Raw genomic sequence first — 21,150 nt, forward strand, 5'->3', positions numbered from 1 at the left:
GCGGCTACAGCAAACTCTCCCCCCAGGCGAAGGCCACTCTGCGGGCGAACCTCAAGTCGGCCGGCAGCACCGCCAAGGGCTCAAACGCCGGACGGGCTGAATTCAGCCCGTCCGGCGATTGAGGACGCGGCCGCAGGCCGCTCCCGCCGTAGGCGGCGACGGCGGTGCACCCGGTTACGGCGCCGGGCCACCGCTAAGGTCGCCCTATGGCTCAGCGCAAGCGCCCCCGTTCCTACGACCAGGCCAAGACCGCCGCGGCCGTCGCCGCGCAGTTGAAGAACGTCCGCACCGTCGTGGAGGGCCTCCACGACGGGCAGTTCGGGCTGCCCACGCGCCTCGGCACCTGGACCGTGCGCGAGTTGGTCGCGCACATCGGACTGGGCGTGGGCGTCGTCAACCGCAATCTCGAACAACCCGCGCCGCCCGCGCGGGAGATCACCGCGGCGGAGTGGCCCGCCGCGACGGCCGCCGTGGCCGGGCACGCCGACAAGATGGCCCGGCGGACGGCGGCGGAGACGGACCCGCTCGACCTGTTCGACCGTGTCGCGGAACGGTTCGCCGAACTGACCGCGGGGGCGGCCCCCGACCGGCTGCTCGCGGTCCGCGCCGGGGCGATCCGACTGGACGATTTCCTGGCCACCCGCTGCGTCGAACTCGCCGTCCACACCGATGACCTCGCGGCAGCCCTCGGCACGGAGATCCCTTACGACCGCCAGGTCTTGGCCACGGCCTCCCGGCTGCTGGCGGACGCCCTGGCGGACAAGGCCCCCGGCGGTTCCGTGGAGGTCCGCGTCCCGCCGTTCGCGGTCGTGCAGTGCGTGGCGGGCCCCAGACACACCCGCGGCACGCCGCCCAACGTGGTGGAGACCGACACCCTCACCTGGCTCCGTCTCGCCACGGGCCGCACGGACTGGGCGTCCGCCCTGGACGAGGCGGCCGTCACCGCCAGTGGTGAACGGGCCGATCTCTCCGCCCACTTGCCCCTGCTCACATGAGCGAATTTCCGGGCCGCGCCGGGCCGCAACTCACCTGAGCGGAAAGCTCTTTTCCTTCTCGGGTATTTCCTCAACGCTGCGCGCCGGAAAGGTGGCTGTGCGTGGTGTGAGACATTCCCGGTCGTCCCCGGTTCGGATGAACCTCGTGGCTGCCATAGACTCAAGGTGTGCCTCGTGGTGATGGACGACTCAACCACGACCTGCTCCCCGGTGAGAAGGGCCCCCAGGACGCTTGCGGCGTCTTCGGTGTCTGGGCTCCGGGTGAAGAGGTCGCCAAGCTCACCTATTTCGGGTTGTATGCCCTGCAGCACCGTGGACAGGAGTCCGCGGGCATCGCAGTGAGCAACGGCTCCCAGATCCTCGTCTTCAAGGACATGGGACTTGTCTCCCAGGTCTTCGACGAGACCTCCCTCGGCTCCCTCCAGGGCCATATCGCGGTCGGACACGCCCGCTACTCCACCACCGGAGCCTCGGTGTGGGAGAACGCGCAGCCGACCTTCCGTGCGACCGCCAACGGCTCGATCGCGCTCGGTCACAACGGCAATCTGGTCAACACCGCCCAGCTCGCCGAGATGGTCGCCGCCCTCCCCAAGGAGAACGGCCGGGCCACCCAGGTCGCCGCGACCAATGACACCGACCTGGTCACGGCCCTGCTCGCGGGCCAGACCGACGCCGACGGCAAGCCGCTGACGATCGAGGAAGCGGCCACCAAGGTCCTCCCGGAGGTCCAGGGCGCCTTCTGCCTCGTCTTCATGGACGAGCACACCCTCTACGCCGCCCGCGACCCGCAGGGCATCCGCCCGCTGGTCCTCGGCCGGCTGGAGCGCGGCTGGGTGGTGGCCTCCGAGACCGCCGCCCTGGACATCTGCGGCGCGACCTTCGTCCGCGAGGTGGAGCCCGGCGAGCTGGTCGCCATCGACGAGAACGGCCTGCGGACCTCCCGCTTCGCGGACGCGAAGCCCAAGGGCTGTGTCTTCGAGTACGTCTACCTCGCGCGCCCCGACACCGACATCGCGGGCCGCAACGTCTACCTCTCCCGGGTGGAGATGGGCCGCAGGCTCGCCGCCGAGGCCCCCGTCGAGGCCGACCTGGTGATACCGACCCCGGAGTCCGGCACGCCGGCCGCCGTCGGTTACGCCGAGGCCAGCGGCATCCCGTACGGCACCGGCCTGGTGAAGAACGCGTACGTCGGCCGGACCTTCATCCAGCCGAGCCAGACCATCCGCCAGCTCGGCATCCGGCTCAAGCTCAACCCCCTCAAGGAGGTCATCCGGGGCAAGCGCCTGGTGGTCGTCGACGACTCGATCGTCCGCGGCAACACCCAGCGCGCCCTGGTGCGGATGCTCCGCGAGGCGGGCGCCGCCGAGGTGCATGTGCGGATCTCGTCGCCGCCGGTGAAGTGGCCCTGCTTCTTCGGCATCGACTTCGCCACCCGCGCCGAGCTGATAGCCAACGGGATGACCGTCGAGGAGATCGGCAAGTCGCTGGGCGCCGACTCCCTCGCGTACATCTCCCTGGACGGCATGATCGAGGCGACCACCATCGCCAAGCCCGATCTCTGCCGGGCCTGCTTCGACGGCGAGTACCCGATGGCCCTCCCCGACCCCGAGCTGCTCGGCAAGCAGCTGCTGGAGACCGAGCTGGCCGGTGGTACGGACGCCGCCGACGCGCTCCGTCGTCCGTAACGCCTCCGTAGTACCGAACGACACGAAAGTTCACAGCTATGTCTGCGACCACTGGTGCCAGCTACGCAAGCGCGGGCGTCGATATCGAAGCCGGCGACCTCGCCGTCGAACTCATGAAGAAGTGGGTGAAGAAGGCCACCCGTCCGGAGGTCGTCGGCGGCCTCGGCGGTTTCGCCGGGCTCTTCGACGCGAGCGCCCTCAAGCGGTACGAGCGGCCGCTGCTCGCCTCCGCGACCGACGGCGTCGGCACGAAGGTCGACATCGCCCGCCGGATGGGGGTCTACGACACCATCGGCCACGACCTCGTCGGCATGGTCGTCGACGACCTGGTCGTCTGTGGCGCCGAGCCGCTGTTCATGACCGACTACATCTGCGTCGGCAAGGTGCACCCGGAGCGGGTCGCGGCGATCGTCAAGGGCATCGCCGAGGGCTGTGTCCTCGCGGGCTGCGCACTGGTCGGCGGCGAGACCGCCGAGCACCCGGGGCTGCTCGGCGCCGACGAGTTCGACGTGGCCGGCGCCGGTACGGGCGTGGTCGAGGCCGACCGGGTGCTGGGCGCGGATCGCATCCGTAAGGGTGACGCGGTCATCGCGATGGCCTCGTCCGGACTTCACTCGAACGGGTACTCACTGGTCCGCCATGTGCTGTTCGACCGGGCGGGCTGGGCGCTGGACCGGGAGGTTCCGGAGTTCGGCCGCACCCTCGGCGAGGAGCTGCTGGAGCCCACCCGGATCTACTCGCTGGACTGTCTCGCGCTCACCCGGACGGCGGAGGTGCACGCGTTCTCGCACATCACCGGCGGCGGGCTCGCCAACAACCTGGCCCGGGTGATCCCGGACGGCCTGCACGCCACGGTCGACCGCTCGACGTGGACGCCGGGCGCGGTCTTCCAGCTGGTCGGCGAGCTGGGCGGGGTCGAGCGCCTGGAGCTGGAGAAGACGCTCAACATGGGCGTCGGCATGATCGCGGTTGTGCCGCAGGAGTCCGTGGAGGTGGCGCTCGCGACCTTCGCCGACCGGGGCGTGGAGTCCTGGGTGGCGGGAGAGATCACCGAGCGCGGCGACCACGCCGAGGCCGTGACCCTGACCGGTGACCACCACTCGGGCTGACAACACCCGCTTCCCCGCCGGTCCCGGAGCCGCAGAGCCGCCCGGGGCCGGTGGGACCGTGGCCGTACGGAGCGCGGTCGTCCGGACCAGGACAGCACAGAAACCGGTCCGAGGTCAGCCTCGGACCGGTCCGGTGGGAGCTACGACGTCAAGCGCGGCGGCGGTACGTCGAGGAGTGGTCGGGCTCCTGCTCGTCCTCGTCCTCGTCGTTGTAACGCTCCGCATACTGAGCGTACGGATCGTCGTTCAGCTCATCGTCCTTGTCGAGCGGCTCGCTGTTCAGCGGCTGCTTCGTCGCCGGCGATGCGCCCAGCTCATCGGCCAGACGTGAGAGATCGGTCCCGCCGCTGCTGTACTTCAGCTGGCGGGCGACCTTTGTCTGCTTGGCCTTGGCCCGGCCGCGCCCCATGGCTCGACCCCCTCAGTGACGGGGCTCGACGGCCCCAGAGTCTTGACACGCGTTCACGTTCATGAGTCAGAGCGGACCCTCGGAGAGGAGTCCGGCCTGTAGGACTTCAACGGTACCTGCTTCCGCGGCCATACGGTACGTCGCCCGCATGACGTGCCACGGTGCACAACCCGAGGGGAGCCCCGTCCCCGCTGGTCAGCTGCGATTTTAACGTGTCTTGTGCGCCGACCCGCCGAGGGGTGGTGAGCGATCTCTCGCTCACCACCTCCGCGCCGCGGGCTGTGGGGACCGCTGTGCGGATACCGAGCGTACGGCCGGTGCCCGGCCGTACGCCCCTTGGTTACCGGCCGGTATCAGCGTGCGGCGACAGCGGCGCGGGCCTCCGCCATGCGCTGCTCGGCGAGCCGGTCGGCCGCGGCGGCGGGCGGGATGCCGTCCGCCTTGGCGCGGTCGAATATGGCCAGGGTCGTGGCGAAGATCTCGTTCGCCTTGGCCTTGGCGCGGTCGAAATCGAAACCGTTCAGCTCATCGGCGACCTGGATCACGCCACCGGCGTTCACGACGTAGTCCGGGGCGTAGAGGATGCCCCGGTCGGCGAGGTCCTTCTCGACGCCCGGGTGGGCGAGCTGGTTGTTGGCGGCGCCGCAGACCACGGTGGCGGTCAGGGCGGCCACGGTGGCGTCGTCCAGCGCGCCGCCGAGGGCGCAGGGCGCGTAGACGTCGAGGGGGCTGCGCACCAGGATGTCCGCGGTGCCGACGGCGGTGACCCCCGGGTGCCGGGCGATGATCCGCTCGACGGCCTCGGTGCGCACATCGGTGACGACGACCTCGGCACCGTCCTCGACCAGGTGCTCCACCAGGTGGTGGCCCACCTTCCCGACGCCCGCGACGCCGACCCGGCGGCCGCGCAGCGTCGGCTCGCCCCACTGGGTCTGCGCGGCGGCGCGCATGCCCTGGAAGACACCGAAGGCGGTGAGGACGGAGGAGTCGCCGGCGCCGCCGTTCTCGGGGGAGCGGCCGGTGGTCCAGCGGCACTCGCGGGCGACGATGTCCATGTCCTGCACATACGTGCCGACATCGCACGCGGTGACATAACGACCGCCGAGGGAGGCCACGAACCGGCCGTAAGCGAGCAGCAATTGCTCGCTCTTCACCGTTTCGGGGTCACCTATGATCACTGCCTTGCCGCCGCCGTGCGCGAGCCCGGCCAGGGCGTTCTTGTAGGACATGCCGCGGGCCAGGTTGAGCGCGTCCAGCACCGCGGCCTCCTCGGAGGCGTACGGGTAGAAGCGGGTGCCGCCGAGGGCCGGGCCCAGGGCGGTGTTGTGGATGGCGATCACGGCCTTGAGACCGCTCTCGCGGTCCTGGCAGAGCACGACCTGCTCATGGCCGCCCTGCTCCGACCGGAACAGGGTCTGCAGCACGCCGTCGGCGGCATCGGTGGGACGTACGTCAGTCACTGTGGTGACTCCATATGTCGCGGAGGTCGCCCTCCTGGGGTGGTGGAGGGCCGGTTGGGACGAGGGTAAGACCTATGGGCCCGGCGGGCCGGTACGGTGCCGAGGATCACTCTCCCGGGGTGCGACGCCATGGGACGATCTGGACAGCAATGGGGGAGGGCAGGGCAACTGCCCGGAGGGTCCTGGCGGTTCGAGGGAGCGGGTGTGGGGTTGGCGTCGTCGGTGACCGTCCCGTACGCGGCGTATCTGAGGGTCTACGAGCCCCTGGGCGCCTTCCCGGAGCCGGAACGCGGCCACTGGGCCCGCTACGCCCGGCGTGAGTCGCTCCCGGGGGCCCAGGAGGAACTCCGCCGGTCGCTCGCCGACTTGCTGCCCACGCCCCCGGTGCCGGTCCCCGTGCACGAGAGCGGTGACGCGTTCGTGGCCGTCGTGGACGGCGTCGTGTGCGTCTGCCCCTGGCGCACCCGGCTGCGGGGCTGGCTCGCGCTGGAGGAGCTGGCGGAGGCCCTGCCCGCGCCGGTCCTGGACGCGGCGCTGCCGCCGGTGGTGCGCCGCCAGGCGGAGGCGGACTACGAGCGCTGGGTGGAGCGCAACCCCGACGCGCGGCCGTGGATCCGCACCGCGACCTGGCAGGTGCCGCTGCGCTGGTTCGTGCTCTTCGCGGACGAGGAGCGGGAGTACGGCAAGGGCGACGGGGCCGGCGGCAAGGCGCTCGTCCTCCGCTACCGCACGCCCATGGTGGAGGCCAGGCGGCGGGTGGCCAGGGGCCTGCGGACGCTCAAGGACGCGATCGACGAGGGGCCGCTGATCGACGGCCTGGTGGACGTGGGGCGCTGGCTGGAGGAGTTCCACCCGCGCTCGCTGGTGGAACTGGACTACGGCGGTCTGGTGCACATGGTCCCCGAGGCCGATCTCGCCGAGGACCACTCGGCGGGCGACACCGCGGAGGGGCTGGCGGCGCTGCGCGACGGCGACGGCGCGCGGGCCGGTGAGGCATACGAACGGCTGACGGAGCGTTGGAGCGCTGTGCGGAATCGGCAATTCGCGAACTGAGGCTCCCCGCGTTGGGGGTTGAGGGGCGGCCGGGACTCATGGGACGGTCGCGGGAGGACCTAGGTCCCGATCCGGGCCATTGCGGCAACCGTGACCTAACGCACTTACGTCAGGTCTTGCGCCCATCGCCCACCCTCGTGGCAAAATAGGACAAGGAGTCCGGGAAGGACTCCTTCCGTCCAACTAAGGGTGGATAGATCGGTATTGCACTCTTCGGCGGGTCTGGTGACCCCTGATCCCACTGTGACTGATCGTCACGGCGGAGTGACTGTCCGCTATGGCATGGTCCATCGGCTTCCGTCGAGGTTGAACACCTGAGAGGGCAATTCCATCGGTTTGGCCGACGTGGCTGGACAGATGGTGTAGTTGTAGTGCCGAGGACAAGCCGTTCGTCCTATAACCGACTCGGCCCGCGTCCGCCATTTCGGGCAACGTGGGTCAAGGTGCAGAATTTAGAGGAAAGAACCGACTCCAAGTCCGGTTCTCCCGAGGAGGCCGCTCATGACCGCTCGCACCCCTGATGCCGAGCCGCTGCTGACCCCGGCTGAGGTTGCCACGATGTTCCGCGTGGACCCGAAGACCGTGACCCGCTGGGCCAAGGCAGGCAAGCTCACGTCCATCCGTACCCTCGGAGGACACCGACGCTACCGCGAAGCGGAGGTCCGCGCCCTGCTGGCGGGCATTCCGCAGCAGCGCAGCGAAGCCTGAACAACAGCACAGCGCACAACCGGGCGTTTTCCGGGGCCCCCAACCCGGACGGACGCCCACATTGCTTCACCTGAGCCTTAAAACGACAGGGGAACCTGCCCCAACAGGTTCCTGGCCCACCGACTTGGGCCGGTCGTCGATCGCGCTGGACTCCGCCGGGTCCAGCGCGATCTTTTTATGCCCGGCGGCCCCTCGCCGGGCTCCGGGGAACGCTCCCCGGACGGGGGCGGGCGCGGACTCCGGTTGTCCGCCGGACCCTTTCGGGTGGGGTGCAATTGCACATATTAAATTGACCCGTTGTAGGCGAGGGGTAAGTTCCGTCACCGCGGAAACTCTTTCGGTGACTCCTGTCACAACGCAACGTGCTTGTCACTCACCGTGCTCCTGCGGTATGGGACCGTGATGCGGAACCAGCGCCTCGGTGCTGCCCCAAGCCTGGCATCCGACTGCCGTCACGGCAGCCGCCGTTGGTCACCCGGTGGGGGGACCTACGTCCCGGCCGGACCCGGGCTCCCCTTCGCGGCGGCGGCCGCCTCCTGGGCGAGCCGCAGCAGCCGGTGGCACACCGCGCAGTGCCGGGTCAGATGGCGGTAGCCCGAGGCGGCGGACAGGTGCGCGCGCAGCAGCGCCCTCGTCTCGTGCCGGATGGTCTCGGTCCGTTTCGGCTCGGTCCCGGTGGTCGTCGTCATGGAGCGCAGCACCTCCACTGCCTGGGTACCCCTGGCACGTGTCCCAGTCAAGGTCGCATGCGAAAAGGCCCGGATCCGCGGAAGAGGATCCGGACCTTCAAGTGTGGGGGCCCTGACGGGACTTGCCGTGCGGCTCGCCGCGGGGCGCCCGGCCTCCGATACGCAGCGGAGCCCGCATCCGACGGGATGCGGGCTCCGACTCTACTGCGGTCCTGACGGGATTTGAACCCGCGGCCTCCACCTTGACAGGGTGGCGAGCACTCCAAACTGCTCCACAGGACCTTGTGCTTTCCCGCTCTCGCGGTGCTGCGAAACAGACTCTACAGCAGGTCAGGGGGTGCGGTCGAACCCGGTCCCAGTGAGCTGTGCCGCACCCCGTCCCGCTCAGGGGGCCAACTGGTCGATCGCCTTCACGATGCGCTTGTCCGACACCGGGAACGCCGTGCCGAGCGCGTGGGCGAAGTAGCTCACCCGCAGCTCCTCGATCATCCAGCGCACGTCCCGCGCCTCCTGCGGCACCGGCCGCCCCTTGGGGAACTGCTCCAGCAGCCACGCGTACTCGTCCTGCATCTCCTTCACCTTCGCCATCCGCGCCCGGTCGCGCTCGGCGTTGGTCGGGAGCTGCGTCAGCCGCCGGTCGGCCGCGATCAGATAGCGCAGCAGGTCGGGCAGCCGGCGCACGCCGTGCGCGGTCACGAAGCCCGGCCTGACGAGATCGGCCAGCTGCTCCCTGACGTCCGCGAGGGAGGCGATCAGCACGGGGCTCGTGGTCGCCTTCAGCCGGCGCTCGCACGCCTGCCAGGCGGCCAGCACCTCCTGCGCCTTCCGGATCGTGTCCAGCGTCGCGTCGACGATGTCGGCCCGTACCGCGTCGAAGAGCTTCCGGAAGGCCTCCTCGTCCCAGGCCGGGCCGCCATGGGCCGCGATCAGCTTGTCCGCGGCACCGGCCACACAGTCCTCGAAGAGGGCCTGGATGGACCCGTGCGGATTGCGCGACAGGGCCAGCTTCTGCTGGTTGCTCAGCTTGTCCTGGGCGAACTTCGCCGGATTGGAGGGGAGGTTGAGCAGGATGAGACGGCGGGTGCCCCGCCACATGGCCTCGCGCTGCTCCGGCTCGGTGTCGAAGAGCCGCACCGCGACCGATGCGCCCTCGTCCACCAGCGCGGGGTACGCCTTGACCGGCTGCCCCGCGCGCCGGGTCTCGAAGGTGCGCTGGAGCGTCCCGACCGTCCACCGGGTGAGCCCCGAGCGCTGCTCCGGGCCGCGGGCCGCGCCGTCCTCGCCCGAGCCCTCGGCGGCCTTCTCGAACGCCTTGGTGATCGCGGCCTGGGTCTTCGGCTTGAGCTTCAGCCGCAGCGCCTCCAGGTCCTTGTCCTCCGCGATCTTGCGCTTGCGCTCGTCAATGATCCGGAACGTGACCTTCAGATGGTCCGGGACCTTGCCGAGGTCGAAGTCCTCCGGCCCCATCCGGACGCCCACCATCCGCTGGAGCTCACGGGTCAGCGTGGTGGTGAGGGACTCCTGGAGCGGCACCGCGCGGTCCAGGAACGCCTTGGCGTAGTTGGGCGCCGGGACGTAGTTCCGGCGGATCGGCTTGGGCAGCGAGCGGATCAGCTCGGTCACCAGATCCTCGCGCAGCCCGGGGATCTGCCAGTCGAAGCCCTCCGAGGAGACCTGGTTGAGCACCTGGAGCGGGATGTGCACGGTCACGCCGTCCGCGTCCGCGCCCGGCTCGAACTGGTAGGTCACCCTGAACTTCAGCCGGCCCTGCCGCCACGAGTCCGGGTAGTCGTCCTTGGTGACGGCCTCGGCGTTCTCGTTGATGAGCATGGAGTGCTCGAAATTGAGCAACTCCGGCTCGTCCCGGCGCTTGTGCTTCCACCAGGAGTCGAAGTGCGCACCCGACACGACGTGTTCGGGCAGCCGCTGGTCGTAGAAGTCGAAGAGCGTCTCGTCGTCCACCAGGATGTCGCGGCGGCGCGCGCGGTGCTCCAGCTCCTCGACCTCGCCGAGCAGCTTGCGGTTGTCGTGGAAGAACTGGTGATGCGTCCGCCAGTCGCCCTCCACCAGGGCGTTGCGGATGAAGAGCTCACGGCTGGTCTCCGGGTCGATGCGCCCGTAATTGACCTTCCGCTGCGCCACGATCGGCACGCCGTACAGCGTGACCCGCTCGTACGCCATCACGGCCGCCTGCTTCTGCTCCCAGTGCGGCTCGCTGTAGTTGCGCTTCACCAGGTGCTCGGCGAGCGGCTCGATCCACTCCGGCTCGACCTTGGCGTTCACCCGCGCCCACAGCCGCGAGGTCTCCACCAGCTCCGCCGACATGATCCAGCGCGGCTGCTTCTTGAACAGGGCGGAACCCGGGAAGATCGCGAACTTGGCGCTGCGGGCACCCAGGTAGTCGTTCTTCTCGGTGTCCTTGAGGCCGATGTGCGACAGCAGACCGGCCAGCAGCGACTGGTGTACGCGGTCCTCCGGCGCGTCCTCCTCCGCCAGATGGACGCCCATCTGCTTGGCGACCGTCCGCAGCTGCGAGTAGATGTCCTGCCACTCACGTATCCGGAGGTAGTTCAGGAACTCCGACTTGCACATGCGCCGGAAGGCGGAGGACGACAGCGCCTTCTGCTGCTCGCGCACATAGCGCCACAGGCTGAGGAAGGCGAGGAAGTCGCTCGTCTCGTCCTTGAACCGGGCGTGCTGCTGATCGGCCTGCTGCTGCTTCTCCGAAGGCCGCTCCCGCGGGTCCTGGATCGACAGCGCGGCCGCGATCACCATGACCTCGCGGACACAGCCGTTGCGGTCGGCCTCCAGCACCATCCGGGCCAGCCGCGGGTCCACCGGCAGCTGCGCCAGCTTGCGGCCCAGCGGGGTCAGCCGCTTCTTGTGGTCCTTCTCCTTCGGGTCGAGCGCCCCCAGCTCGTGCAGCAGGTCGACGCCGTCCTTGATGTTGCGCCGGTCCGGCGGGTCGATGAACGGGAACTTCTCGATGTCCCCGAGCCCGGCGGCGGTCATCTGGAGGATGACGGAGGCCAGGTTCGTCCGGAGGATCTCGGCGTCCGTGAACTCCGGCCGGGAGAGGAAGTCGTCCTCCGAGTACAGCCGGATGCAGATGCCGTCGCTGGTACGGCCGCAGCGGCCCTTGCGCTGATTGGCGCTGGCCTGCGAGACCGCCTCGATCGGTAGCCGCTGGACCTTGGTGCGGTGGCTGTAGCGGGAGATGCGGGCGAAACCGGGGTCGATCACATACCGGATGCCCGGCACGGTCAGCGAGGTCTCCGCGACGTTCGTCGCGAGGACGACACGGCGGCCCGTGTGCCGCTGGAAGACCCGGTGCTGCTCGGCGTGCGACAGCCGCGCGTACAGCGGGAGGATCTCCGTGAACCTGAGCTTCTTCTTCTCCAGCGCGTCCGCGGTGTCGCGGATCTCCCGCTCGCCGGAGAGGAAGACGAGTATGTCCCCGTCGCCCTCCCGCTGGAGCTCCTCCACCGCGTCGCAGATCGCCGTGATCTGATCGCGGTCGGCGTCCGTGGACTCCTCCTCCAGCAGCGGCCGGTACCGCACCTCCACCGGATACGTGCGCCCGCTGACCTCGATGATCGGGGCGTCGCCGAAGTGCCGCGAGAAGCGCTCCGGGTCGATGGTCGCCGAGGTGATGACGACCTTGAGGTCGGGGCGGCGCGGCAGCAGCTGGGCCAGGTAGCCCAGGATGAAGTCGATGTTGAGGCTGCGCTCGTGCGCCTCGTCGATGATGATCGTGTCGTACTGGCGCAGCTCGCGGTCCGTCTGGATCTCGGCGAGCAGGATGCCGTCCGTCATCAGCTTGACGAGGGTCTCGCCGCCGACCTGGTCGGTGAAGCGGACCTTCCAGCCCACGGCCTCGCCCAGCGGCGCCCGCAGCTCCTCGGCCACCCGCTCCGCGACCGTACGGGCGGCGATACGGCGGGGCTGCGTATGGCCGATCAGGCCCCGGACACCGCGCCCGAGCTCCAGACAGATCTTGGGGATCTGGGTGGTCTTGCCGGAGCCGGTCTCGCCCGCGACGATCACGACCTGGTGGTCCCGGATCGCCGCGAGGATCTCGTCCTTCTTCTGGCTGACCGGCAGCTGCTCCGGGTAGGTGACCGCGGGCACGGCGGCGCGCCGGCGCGCGATGCGCTCTTCGGCCTGGTCGATCTCGCCCGCGATCTCGGCGTGCACGGCCGAGCGGGCCTCGGGCTTACGGATCCGGCGAGCGCCTTCCAGCCTGCGGCCGAGCCGCTGCGCGTCGCGCAGGGAGAGCTCGGACAGGCGCGCGGCGAGGTCGGCGGTGGCGGAGGCAGGCTGCGTAGACATACGAGGTCCAGGATCGCACCAGCCGCCCGGAACGGGCGAACCGATTTCCGTCGGGGGGCGGGGTGGCTGCGCCGCTCGCCGTTGTCCGGTGCGGGGCCGTCTCCCGGGTGCGGGTTGGTTCGCCGCCTGCGGCGGGGGCTCCCTGCGGTCGCGTCCTCAAACGCCGGACGGGCTGAGTTTTTGGCTCGCCGCCGTTGTGCTGGTGCGGGTTCGCTGCGGCCGTCGCGGCTGCGGTGGGTGGCCTCAAGCGCCGGCCGGGCTGGTTGTGGGCTCGTCGCCGTTGTCGGGTGCGGGGCCGTGCCGCTCCGGGGTAGTACGGGACTGCTTCGCTTTACGTCCCGCACCACCCCTGCGCGTCCCGGCCCCTCGCGTCACATCCAGCCTGTCCTGGGGGCACCTCCCAGCGGTAGCTGGGGGAGTTTGAGGACAGCGCGCGAAGCGTGCTTCCGGGTCTGGGGCGGAGCCCCAGTTGTGGCGAGTGGCGCCGGGGGCACCCCGGGCAAAAAAATGAGCCCCTCATCCGAGGATGAGGGGCTCGCGGTGGCTGGGGCCGGGGTCGAACCGGCGACCTTCCGCTTTTCAGGCGGACGCTCGTACCAACTGAGCTACCCAGCCACGCGATCCACAAGGGATCACAGCGGTCCTGACGGGATTTGAACCCGCGGCCTCCACCTTGACAGGGTGGCGAGCACTCCAAACTGCTCCACAGGACCTTGCTATGTGCGAGCACTAGTCTCGCACATGATCAAGCGTGCCCCCAACGGGATTCGAACCCGTGCTACCGCCTTGAAAGGGCGGCGTCCTGGGCCACTAGACGATGAGGGCTGATGGCCCGCCTTGGACGCTTTGCAGCGCCTCGGGGACGTGAGAAGCATATGGGATGGGAGGAGGTAACGCCAAAACGGTTTGCCGACCGCCCCGCGCGGCGCCTCCGGTCCGCCGTACGGAAGGGCCCGCCGGGCCCGTACGGCTGCGGCGCGAAAGGCCCGCGTGCCGGACAATGGCGAGCGTGCTGGAGATGACGCGCGAGGAGTTCGAGGAACTGGTCGCCGAGGCCCTGGACCGGATCCCGCAGGAGCTGACGCGGCTGATGGACAACGTCGCGGTGTTCGTGGAGGACGAGCCCCCGGCGGACGACCCGGAGCTGCTCGGGCTCTACGAGGGGACGCCGCTGACCGAGCGCGGCGAGTGGTACGCGGGCGTGCTGCCGGACCGGATCACCATCTACCGGGGCCCGACGCTGCGGATGTGCGCCACCCGGGAAGAGGCCGTGCACGAGACCGAGGTGACGGTGGTTCACGAAGTGGCCCACCACTTCGGGATCGACGACGCCCGTCTGCACGCCCTCGGTTACGGGTGAGCCCTGAAGGGACCAGTGGTGTGCCCTGCGGTGCGCCCGGGGCGGGAGCGGGCCCGCCGCGGCGCGGTGCGCGTGTCCTGTGCGGTGCGGGGCCAGTTGGGCAGGGGGCCTGTCCCACGCACTACCCGAAGGCGGTCCCTCCATGCGCCCCACGTCAGCTCACGCAGCCGCCACCCGGATCGCGGCGGTGGCCGTCGCCGCCCTCGCCCTCGGGGGCTGCATGAGCGTGAGCGACCCGGAGAAGCCCGCGCCGTCTGCGGGCTCGGGCAAGCAGCGCGAGGCGGGGACGCAGTCGGACGGCGGGGTGCGGATGCCGGGCAGCAGGCCCGGCCGTACGGACGCCAAGGCGGCGCACGGTGCGAGCGGCAGCCCCGCGGCCAAGGGGGCCTCCGCCTCCGCCCCGTCCGCCTCGCCCTCCGAGGACCAGGCCGACGCGTCGCCGGCCGCCCGGCCGGGCAAGCAGGGCGGCAAGTCCAAGCCGCCGTCCGGGCAGACGTCCACGGCGCCCACCCAGGGCCGTCCGACCACGCCCACCCAGGCGCCCACGCAGCCGCAGACCAGCCCGGCGACCCAGCCCCCCAGCCCGCCCGTCTCCTCGCCCCCGCCCGCGCCCCAGCCGGGCCCGCAGGCCGGCCCTGTGGCCTAGGCCATGTGGCGGCGGCTTGCGCTCGGGGGTGATGAGTGCGTATGGTGGTAGATCGTTTGATCCCATTTGCCCGGCGCCTGACACAAGCGCGCCGTGTGGCGCGTTCCTTACCTTGCCGTGGCTGACCGCATCGAGGCGGTCATTTGTGAAGCCGACACGGAGCTTGGGCGCGTGCCGAAACTCCGGAAGGTTTCGCATTTCGCATGTCTATTTCCACTGAGAACACCGTCATGCCCGAGAACGACGAGATCGTCGTCGACGAGGCAGTCGAGACCGTCGAGGCCGTGGCCGAGGAGGCCGCCGAGCCGACGATCACCTTCGGCGACCTCGGGCTGGACGAGGCCATCGTCCGCAAGCTCGCGCAGAACGGTGTGACCACCCCGTTCCCGATCCAGGCCGCGACCATCCCGGACGCCCTGGCCGGCAAGGACATCCTGGGCCGTGGCCGCACGGGCTCCGGCAAGACTCTCTCCTTCGGTCTGCCGCTGCTCTCCACGCTGGCCGGCGGCCACACCGAGAAGAAGCGCCCCCGCGGCCTGATCCTCACCCCGACCCGCGAGCTCGCGATGCAGGTCGCCGACGCTCTCCAGCCGTACGGTGACGTCCTCGGCCTGAAGATGAAGGTCGTCTGCGGCGGTACGTCGATGGGCAACCAGATCTACGCCCTGGAGCGCGGCGTCGACATCCTCGTCGCCACCCCGGGCCGTCTGCGCGACATCCTCAACCGCGGTGCCGCCCAGCTCGACAAGGTCGAGGTCGCCGTCCTCGACGAGGCCGACCAGATGGCCGACATGGGCTTCCTGCCCGAGGTCACCGAGATCCTCGACCAGGTCCCGGCCGGCGGCCAGCGCCTGCTGTTCTCCGCCACGCTGGAGAACGAGATCGACACCCTCGTCAAGCGCTACCTGGTCAACCCGGTCACGCACGAGGTCGACGCCGCACAGGGCGCGGTCACCACCATGACCCACCACGTCCTCGTCGTGAAGCCGAAGGACAAGGCGCCGGTCACGGCCGCCATCGCCGCCCGCAAGGGCCGCACCATCATCTTCGTCCGCACCCAGCTGGGCGCCGACCGTGTCGCCGAGCAGCTGCTCGACGCCGGTGTGAAGGCCGACGCGCTGCACGGCGGCATGACGCAGGGCGCGCGCACCCGCGTGCTGGAGGACTTCAAGGGCGGCTACGTCAACGTCCTCGTCGCCACCGACGTCGCCGCGCGCGGCATCCACGTCGACGGCATCGACCTGGTGCTGAACGTCGACCCGGCCGGTGACCACAAGGACTACCTGCACCGCTCCGGCCGTACGGCCCGCGCGGGCCAGTCCGGCACGGTCGTCTCCCTCGCCCTGCCGCACCAGCGCAAGCAGATCTTCCGCCTGATGGAGGACGCGGGCGTCGACGCCTCGCGCCACATCGTCGGCGGCTCCGGCGCCTTCGACGAGGAGGTCGCCAAGATCACCGGCGCCCGCTCCCTCACCGAGGTGCAGGCCGACTCCGCGGCCAACTCCGCCAAGCAGGCCGAGCGCGAGGTCCAGGAGCTCACCCGTCAGCTGGAGCGCGTCCAGCGCCGCGCCACCGAGTTCCGCGAGGAGGCCGACCGCCTGCTGGCGCGCGCCGCCCGCGAGCGCGGTGAGGACCCGGAGGCCGCCGTCGCCGCCGCTGCCGAGGCCGCCGCCGCGGAGACCGAGGCCGAGAAGGCCGCCGAGGCCGCCGCGTCCGTGCCCGCGCAGACCGCCCCGGCGCACGAGCGCCGTGACGAGCGTGGCAACTTCGACCGCCGCGACGACCGCCGCGAGGACCGCGGTGGCTTCCGCCGTGACGACCGTCGTGACGACCGCTCCGGTGGTTTCCGTCGTGACGACCGTCCGTCGGGTGGTTTCCGTCGTGACGACCGCCGTGACGACCGTCGTGACGACCGCTCCGGTGGTTTCCGCCGCGATGACCGTCCGTCGGGTGGTTTCCGTCGTGACGACCGCCGCGACGACCGTCGTGACGACCGCTCCGGTGGTTTCCGCCGCGATGACCGTCCGTCCGGTGGCTTCCGCCGTGACGACCGTCCGGCCTCCGGCGGCTTCCGCCGCGACGACCGCCCGTCCGGTGGTTTCCGCCGCGACGAGCGTCGTGACGAGCGCCCCTCCGGTGGTTTCCGCCGTGACGACCGTCCGTCCGGTGGTTTCCGTCGCGATGACCGTCCGGCCTCCGGCGGCTTCCGCCGTGACGACCGCCCGGCCTCCGGTGGCTACCGTTCCGCCGGTGGCGACCGTCCGTTCAACCGCGACCGTCGTGACGACCGTCCGTCCCACGGCGGTGGCTTCCGCTCCGGCGGCGACCGTCCCGCGGGCCGCCGTGACGACCACCGTGGTGGCAGCGCCGGTTCCTTCGGCCGCCGTGACGACAAGCCGCGCTGGAAGCGCAACGGCTGATAACAGCAGGTGATTTGGGGCCCGTACGACACATTGGTGCCGTACGGGCCCCGCTGCTTTCACGCACCCGGCCGACGAGTCGGCCATAACGACTCGGGATAACGCGGTCGGCCGGGCTATGCTGCGGGTGCGGGCCGTTAGCTCAATTGGCAGAGCAGTGGACTTTTAATCCATTGGTTGTGGGTTCGAGTCCCACACGGCCTACCAGTACAACTGGTATCGAAACCCCCGCTGACCTGGTCAGCGGGGGTTTCGGCGTCCATGGGTCCGTCCATGGGTCCGGCCATGGACGGTCCATGGGTCCGGCCATGGTCCGTCCATGGGTCCGCGGCCCGGTGCGTACGTCTGATGCGCGCTCAGAAGGTCCGTCCCGCGGCCGCCCGCACGATCACGCGGATTGCCTTCGTTTGTCTCCGCTCCGCGCGCACTGCGAACTCCACGGCGCGGGGAATCCCGTTGACGCCGAAGGGCTCGCGGTCCCGCGTCACCGGACCGCCGGTGAGCGTCACCCCAGCGCTGTTGACGGTGGGACCCACGGGACCGTACGCGTTCTCCGCGTCCCGGACCGCCGTGACGGGGGTGACGTCGGCCACCGTACGCAGCGTGTGCGGCAGGGGCGACGCCACCGGCCGTTCGAGGCGTCTGCCCAGGAACGGCGGTGGATGGCCGTCCTGTGCGAACGGCCGGACGCGGGCGGTGGCGGGGCCGGAGCCGGCCGCGGTGATCACGATGGGCCCGGGGGGAGCGTCCATGTCCCGGACGCTCGGCGCGTAGACGGCGGTGCGTTCGGTGACGGGTCCGGTCGGGTGACCCGACCAGTTCGCCCGAACCCGGCACCCATGCCGTGTTCGCGCCGCTACGGTAAGTGCGCGGGGTGGGCCGTGGCGAGGCGAGCGTCGGGAGGACGAGCGGCATGGAGAACTCGCGAGCGGGTGAGAGCGGAAGCGGCGGCAAGGGCACGGAGCGCGAGGAAACCGGGGGGCGCGCGGAGCGCGGAGGAGGGGCGTCCACCTTCGCCGGTTCCGCGCCCGCCGATACGGCCCCGGCGGAGCGCACACCGGTCGAGCACGTGACGGATCTGCTGCAACGGGCACAGAACGGGTTCGAGATCGACGAGGCCGTCCTCGCACGGCTGCGGACCGCCCTGATGCACCAGGCGGAGCTCCGCTCGTACCGCCAGCGCAACGACGAGGCGCGCCCGCTGCGCTGCAACACCTACCGGCACATCTTCCTGCTCGCCGACGGAAGCAGCCTGCTGCTGTTCGAGCTGGAGCACGACACCGGCCCGGACGAGCGGTTCCTCTACGAGCTCTATGCGCGCGAGGACGCCCTCGACCAGGCGGAGCGGCGGGTCCACGAGCGGATCGGCGGGGGCATCGGCCCCGGCAGCGAGGCGGAGGAGCTGCCCGCCTGGCTGGCGGAGGAGCTGCTGCTGGCCATGGGCCCGACCCAGCCCCGCCGGGAGTACGTCTCGGACGCCTCGCCCGACCACGCCCGGCGGCTGCTGCGCCGGGCGGAGAACGAGGACGGGCCCGGCGAGGTGGTGCGCGAGCTGCTCCAGGAGGCGCTCGGCCACCACATCGCGCTGATCACCAAGCCGCGGCGGCGGGGCACCGGCCGGGACGCGACCTGGTGCCGCTTCTACGAGCACGCGTTCCTGCTGGAGGGCGGCGGCGAGCTGAGCCTGTGGGAGCTGGAGCACAACATGACCGCGGACGGCAGGCTCGTCTGTGAGGTGTACCTCGACGAGGCGGAGGCGGAGGTGGCCGCGGACCGGCACGCCCGCGCCCAGGGCGTCGAGCTGTAGCCCTGGGCCCCGCACGGCCTGTGCCCGGTCCGCGGCCGGCGGCGGGAAAAACGGGGGGTTACGGGGGAAGCCGCCGTGTGTTATGGTCGACTGAAGTTGCAGTTGTGGTACCCATGAACTCGTGTGCGCCTGACGGTTATGTAGCCGAAGGCGCATTTTTGTTTTTGCCGGTCTATTCCGGTGTGGGGCCCATCCCATTCACTAAGGAGATAGACATGGCTACTGGCACCGTGAAGTGGTTCAACTCGGAAAAGGGCTTCGGCTTCATCGAGCAGGACGGCGGCGGCCCGGACGTCTTCGCCCACTACTCGAACATCGCCTCCACCGGCTTCCGTGAGCTGCTCGAGGGCCAGAAGGTTTCCTTCGACGTCACGCAGGGCCAGAAGGGCCTGCAGGCCGAGAACATCGTCGGCATCTGACGAACCTCTGCCCGCCCGGAGCGGACGCCGACAGGACTCGTGCCGTAAGGCCCTGACGTCCGTCGCTTCCGCCGGGTGAAGCATTCGCGATGGGGCCCGCACCACTGGGTGCGGGCCCCATTGCTGCCCCCGCAGCACTCTCCGCGCAGCACCTCCGCTGTCACCGCTGTCTCCGCACCAGCGCGCCCCAGGCTTTCCGCCATCGCCCGTCCGTCCCGACGGGCCCCGCGAAGCGAAGTCTCTCCTCCGGGCGTGCCACCCCCTTTGAGGGAAGGTCCCCGCATGACTCGCTCCGCCCGCTCCGCTTCCTCCGCTTCGTCGTCCTCCGGTTCGTCCTCCGGTGAGGGCGGCGGCCGCGCGTCCCGCCCGCCGCGTCAGCGTGGCGGTCAGCCCGCGCGCGGCGGTCAGTCCGGTCAGTCCTCGCGCCGCCGGCCCGCGGCACCGGTCCAGGGCGGCGAGTTCGAGACCCCGGTCTCGACCACCCCGGCGCTGCCGCCCGTGGCCTCCTTCGCCGACCTGGACATGCCGAACGGCCTGCTGGCCACGCTGACCCGGGAGGGCGTCACCGAGCCGTTCCCGATCCAGGCCGCGACGCTGCCCAACTCGCTCCAGGGCCGTGACGTCCTCGGCCGCGGCCGCACGGGCTCCGGCAAGACCCTCGCCTTCGGCCTGGCGCTGCTCGCCCGTACGGCCGGCCGCCGCGCCGAGCCGGGGCGCCCGCTGGCCCTCGTCCTCGTCCCCACCCGCGAGCTGGCGCAGCAGGTCACCGACTCCCTCAGCCCGTACGCCACCGCCGTGAACCTGCGGATCGCCACGGTCGTCGGCGGCATGTCCATCGGGCGGCAGGCCCAGACCCTCGCGCGCGGCGCGGAGGTGCTGGTCGCGACCCCTGGCCGGCTCGCCGACCTGATCCAGCGCGGCGACTGCAAGCTCGGCAGCGTCCGGATCACCGTCCTGGACGAGGCCGACCAGATGGCCGACATGGGCTTCCTGCCGCAGGTCACCAAGCTGCTCGACCAGGTCGACCAGGAGGGCCAGCGCATGCTGTTCTCCGCGACCCTCGACCGCAACGTCGACCGCCTCGTGCGCCGCTTCCTCTCCGACCCGGTGACGCACTCCGTCGACGCCTCCGTGGGCGCGGTCGCCACGATGGACCACCACCTGTTCTTCCTCACCGAGGCGGACAAGAAGGACGCGGTCACCCGGATCGCGGCGCGCGAGGGCCGCGTGATCATGTTCGTGGACACCAAGCGCGGCGCCGACCGCCTGGTGAAGAAGCTGCTCGCCGCGGGCGTACGCGCCGGGGCGCTGCACGGCGGCAAGAGCCAGCCGCAGCGCAACCGCACCCTGGAGCTGTTCCGTACGGACCAGGTCACCGCGCTGATCGCCACCAACGTCGCCGCGCGCGGCATCCACATCGACGGCCTCGACCTCGTCGTGAACGTCGACCCGCCGATGGACCACAAGGACTACCTGCACCGCGGCGGCCGCACGGCCCGCGCGGGCGAGTCCGGCACGGTCGTCACCCTCGTCCTGCCCGAGCAGCGGCGGGAGATGACGCGCATGATGGTCACCGCGAAGATCACCCCGAACGTCATCAAGACGCACCCCCGCGACCCGGAGATGGAGCGCATCACCGGGGCGCGCGAGCCCAGCGGCGTCGCGGTCGTCATCGCGCCGCCCGCTCCCGTGCAGCAGCCGGCCCGCTCCGGCGGTGGCGGCGGCCGCGCCCGCAAGCGCCCGGAGGGCGGCGGCAACGGCAGCGGTAACGGCGGCTTCCGCGGCTTCGGCAACGGCGAGCGCTCCCGCCGCTCGGGCGGCACCCGCCCGGGCAACGCGGTCCGTCGGGGCGGCACGCGCCGCCCGACGGCAGGCTGATTCCCTCACGCGGGGCTCTGCCCTGTGGCCCCGCAACACGGCTTCGCCGCGTTGTCCTCAATCGCCGGACGGGCTGGATTTCGCGGACCGTGGTCCGCACACTGCGGGCCCGCAGGCTCAAGGCCACGGTCCGCACAATTCAGCCCGTCCGGCGTTTGAGTCTGCGGCCTGGATCCGGAC

Annotated in this window: 16 protein-coding genes and 5 tRNA genes; 12 read left to right on the plus strand and 9 right to left on the minus strand. The window is 70.8% G+C overall.

What is annotated here, in order from left to right; translation table 11 throughout:
* Positions 1-206 precede the first annotated feature (206 nt).
* From ACWD4A_RS32025 to purM, 3 genes are all read left to right on the plus strand, one after another.
* Complete coding sequence (locus ACWD4A_RS32025; RefSeq protein WP_451199461.1) at positions 207-995, plus strand: sterol carrier family protein; 789 nt, start codon at positions 207-209, stop codon at positions 993-995.
* A gap of 167 nt (positions 996-1,162) precedes the next feature.
* The gene (gene purF, locus ACWD4A_RS32030) at positions 1,163-2,680 is read left to right on the plus strand and encodes an amidophosphoribosyltransferase (protein ID WP_451199462.1); all 1,518 of its coding nucleotides are present in this window, start codon (positions 1,163-1,165) and stop codon (positions 2,678-2,680) included.
* Between the two features lie 38 nt (positions 2,681-2,718).
* The gene (purM, locus tag ACWD4A_RS32035) at positions 2,719-3,789 is read left to right on the plus strand and encodes a phosphoribosylformylglycinamidine cyclo-ligase (protein WP_451199464.1); all 1,071 of its coding nucleotides are present in this window, start codon (positions 2,719-2,721) and stop codon (positions 3,787-3,789) included.
* Positions 3,790-3,937: 148 nt separating this feature from the next.
* Here purM and ACWD4A_RS32040 read toward each other — a convergent pair whose 3' ends face one another.
* Positions 3,938-4,198 (minus strand): DUF3073 domain-containing protein, encoded by a 261-nt coding sequence (locus ACWD4A_RS32040; RefSeq protein ID WP_451199466.1) that lies wholly within the window; start codon positions 4,196-4,198, stop codon positions 3,938-3,940.
* A 353-nt stretch (positions 4,199-4,551) separates the two neighbouring features.
* Positions 4,552-5,658, minus strand: coding sequence for a Leu/Phe/Val dehydrogenase (locus tag ACWD4A_RS32045; RefSeq protein WP_451199468.1), 1,107 nt, complete (start codon positions 5,656-5,658; stop codon positions 4,552-4,554).
* A 204-nt stretch (positions 5,659-5,862) separates the two neighbouring features.
* Here ACWD4A_RS32045 and ACWD4A_RS32050 point away from each other — a divergent pair, with 204 nt between their 5' ends.
* Both ACWD4A_RS32050 and bldC read left to right on the plus strand, forming a co-directional pair.
* On the plus strand, positions 5,863-6,711 hold the full coding sequence (locus ACWD4A_RS32050; protein WP_451199471.1) for a hypothetical protein: 849 nt from the start codon (positions 5,863-5,865) through the stop codon (positions 6,709-6,711).
* A gap of 501 nt (positions 6,712-7,212) precedes the next feature.
* Positions 7,213-7,419, plus strand: coding sequence for a developmental transcriptional regulator BldC (gene bldC, locus ACWD4A_RS32055; RefSeq protein ID WP_003949541.1), 207 nt, complete (start codon positions 7,213-7,215; stop codon positions 7,417-7,419).
* Positions 7,420-7,907: 488 nt separating this feature from the next.
* Here the strand turns inward: bldC and ACWD4A_RS32060 are convergent, their stop codons facing one another.
* The 6 genes from ACWD4A_RS32060 to ACWD4A_RS32085 form a co-directional block, all read right to left on the minus strand.
* Entirely contained in the window at positions 7,908-8,108 is a 201-nt protein-coding gene (locus ACWD4A_RS32060) for a DUF6274 family protein (RefSeq protein WP_451199473.1), read from the minus strand.
* A 207-nt stretch (positions 8,109-8,315) separates the two neighbouring features.
* A tRNA-Asp gene (locus ACWD4A_RS32065) sits at positions 8,316-8,390 on the minus strand.
* A 102-nt stretch (positions 8,391-8,492) separates the two neighbouring features.
* Positions 8,493-12,440, minus strand: coding sequence for an ATP-dependent RNA helicase HrpA (gene hrpA, locus ACWD4A_RS32070; RefSeq protein WP_451199476.1), 3,948 nt, complete (start codon positions 12,438-12,440; stop codon positions 8,493-8,495).
* Between the two features lie 541 nt (positions 12,441-12,981).
* A tRNA-Phe gene (locus ACWD4A_RS32075) sits at positions 12,982-13,055 on the minus strand.
* A 23-nt stretch (positions 13,056-13,078) separates the two neighbouring features.
* A tRNA-Asp gene (locus ACWD4A_RS32080) sits at positions 13,079-13,153 on the minus strand.
* 39 nt (positions 13,154-13,192) lie between these two features.
* A tRNA-Glu gene (locus tag ACWD4A_RS32085) sits at positions 13,193-13,265 on the minus strand.
* Positions 13,266-13,449: 184 nt separating this feature from the next.
* Between ACWD4A_RS32085 and ACWD4A_RS32090 the strand changes: the two genes are divergently transcribed.
* From ACWD4A_RS32090 to ACWD4A_RS32105, 4 genes are all read left to right on the plus strand, one after another.
* The gene (locus ACWD4A_RS32090) at positions 13,450-13,800 is read left to right on the plus strand and encodes a metallopeptidase family protein (RefSeq protein WP_451199477.1); all 351 of its coding nucleotides are present in this window, start codon (positions 13,450-13,452) and stop codon (positions 13,798-13,800) included.
* A 142-nt stretch (positions 13,801-13,942) separates the two neighbouring features.
* On the plus strand, positions 13,943-14,446 hold the full coding sequence (locus tag ACWD4A_RS32095; protein ID WP_451199479.1) for a hypothetical protein: 504 nt from the start codon (positions 13,943-13,945) through the stop codon (positions 14,444-14,446).
* A 203-nt stretch (positions 14,447-14,649) separates the two neighbouring features.
* Positions 14,650-16,866, plus strand: coding sequence for a DEAD/DEAH box helicase (locus tag ACWD4A_RS32100; protein ID WP_451199481.1), 2,217 nt, complete (start codon positions 14,650-14,652; stop codon positions 16,864-16,866).
* 131 nt (positions 16,867-16,997) lie between these two features.
* Positions 16,998-17,073, plus strand: a tRNA-Lys gene (locus tag ACWD4A_RS32105).
* Positions 17,074-17,222: 149 nt separating this feature from the next.
* On the opposite strand, the gene ACWD4A_RS32110 is transcribed toward ACWD4A_RS32105, so the two are convergent.
* Positions 17,223-17,618 (minus strand): hypothetical protein, encoded by a 396-nt coding sequence (locus ACWD4A_RS32110; protein ID WP_451199483.1) that lies wholly within the window; start codon positions 17,616-17,618, stop codon positions 17,223-17,225.
* A gap of 161 nt (positions 17,619-17,779) precedes the next feature.
* On the opposite strand from ACWD4A_RS32110, the gene ACWD4A_RS32115 reads away from it, so the two are divergent.
* From ACWD4A_RS32115 to ACWD4A_RS32125, 3 genes are all read left to right on the plus strand, one after another.
* Complete coding sequence (locus tag ACWD4A_RS32115; RefSeq protein ID WP_451199485.1) at positions 17,780-18,673, plus strand: DUF6227 family protein; 894 nt, start codon at positions 17,780-17,782, stop codon at positions 18,671-18,673.
* A 215-nt stretch (positions 18,674-18,888) separates the two neighbouring features.
* On the plus strand, positions 18,889-19,092 hold the full coding sequence (locus ACWD4A_RS32120; RefSeq protein WP_171168357.1) for a cold-shock protein: 204 nt from the start codon (positions 18,889-18,891) through the stop codon (positions 19,090-19,092).
* 282 nt (positions 19,093-19,374) lie between these two features.
* Positions 19,375-20,970, plus strand: a complete 1,596-nt coding sequence (locus tag ACWD4A_RS32125) for a DEAD/DEAH box helicase (protein ID WP_451199486.1) — start codon at positions 19,375-19,377, stop codon at positions 20,968-20,970.
* Positions 20,971-21,150: the final 180 nt, after the last annotated feature.

Source organism: Streptomyces sp. NPDC002537 (assembly GCF_053594975.1).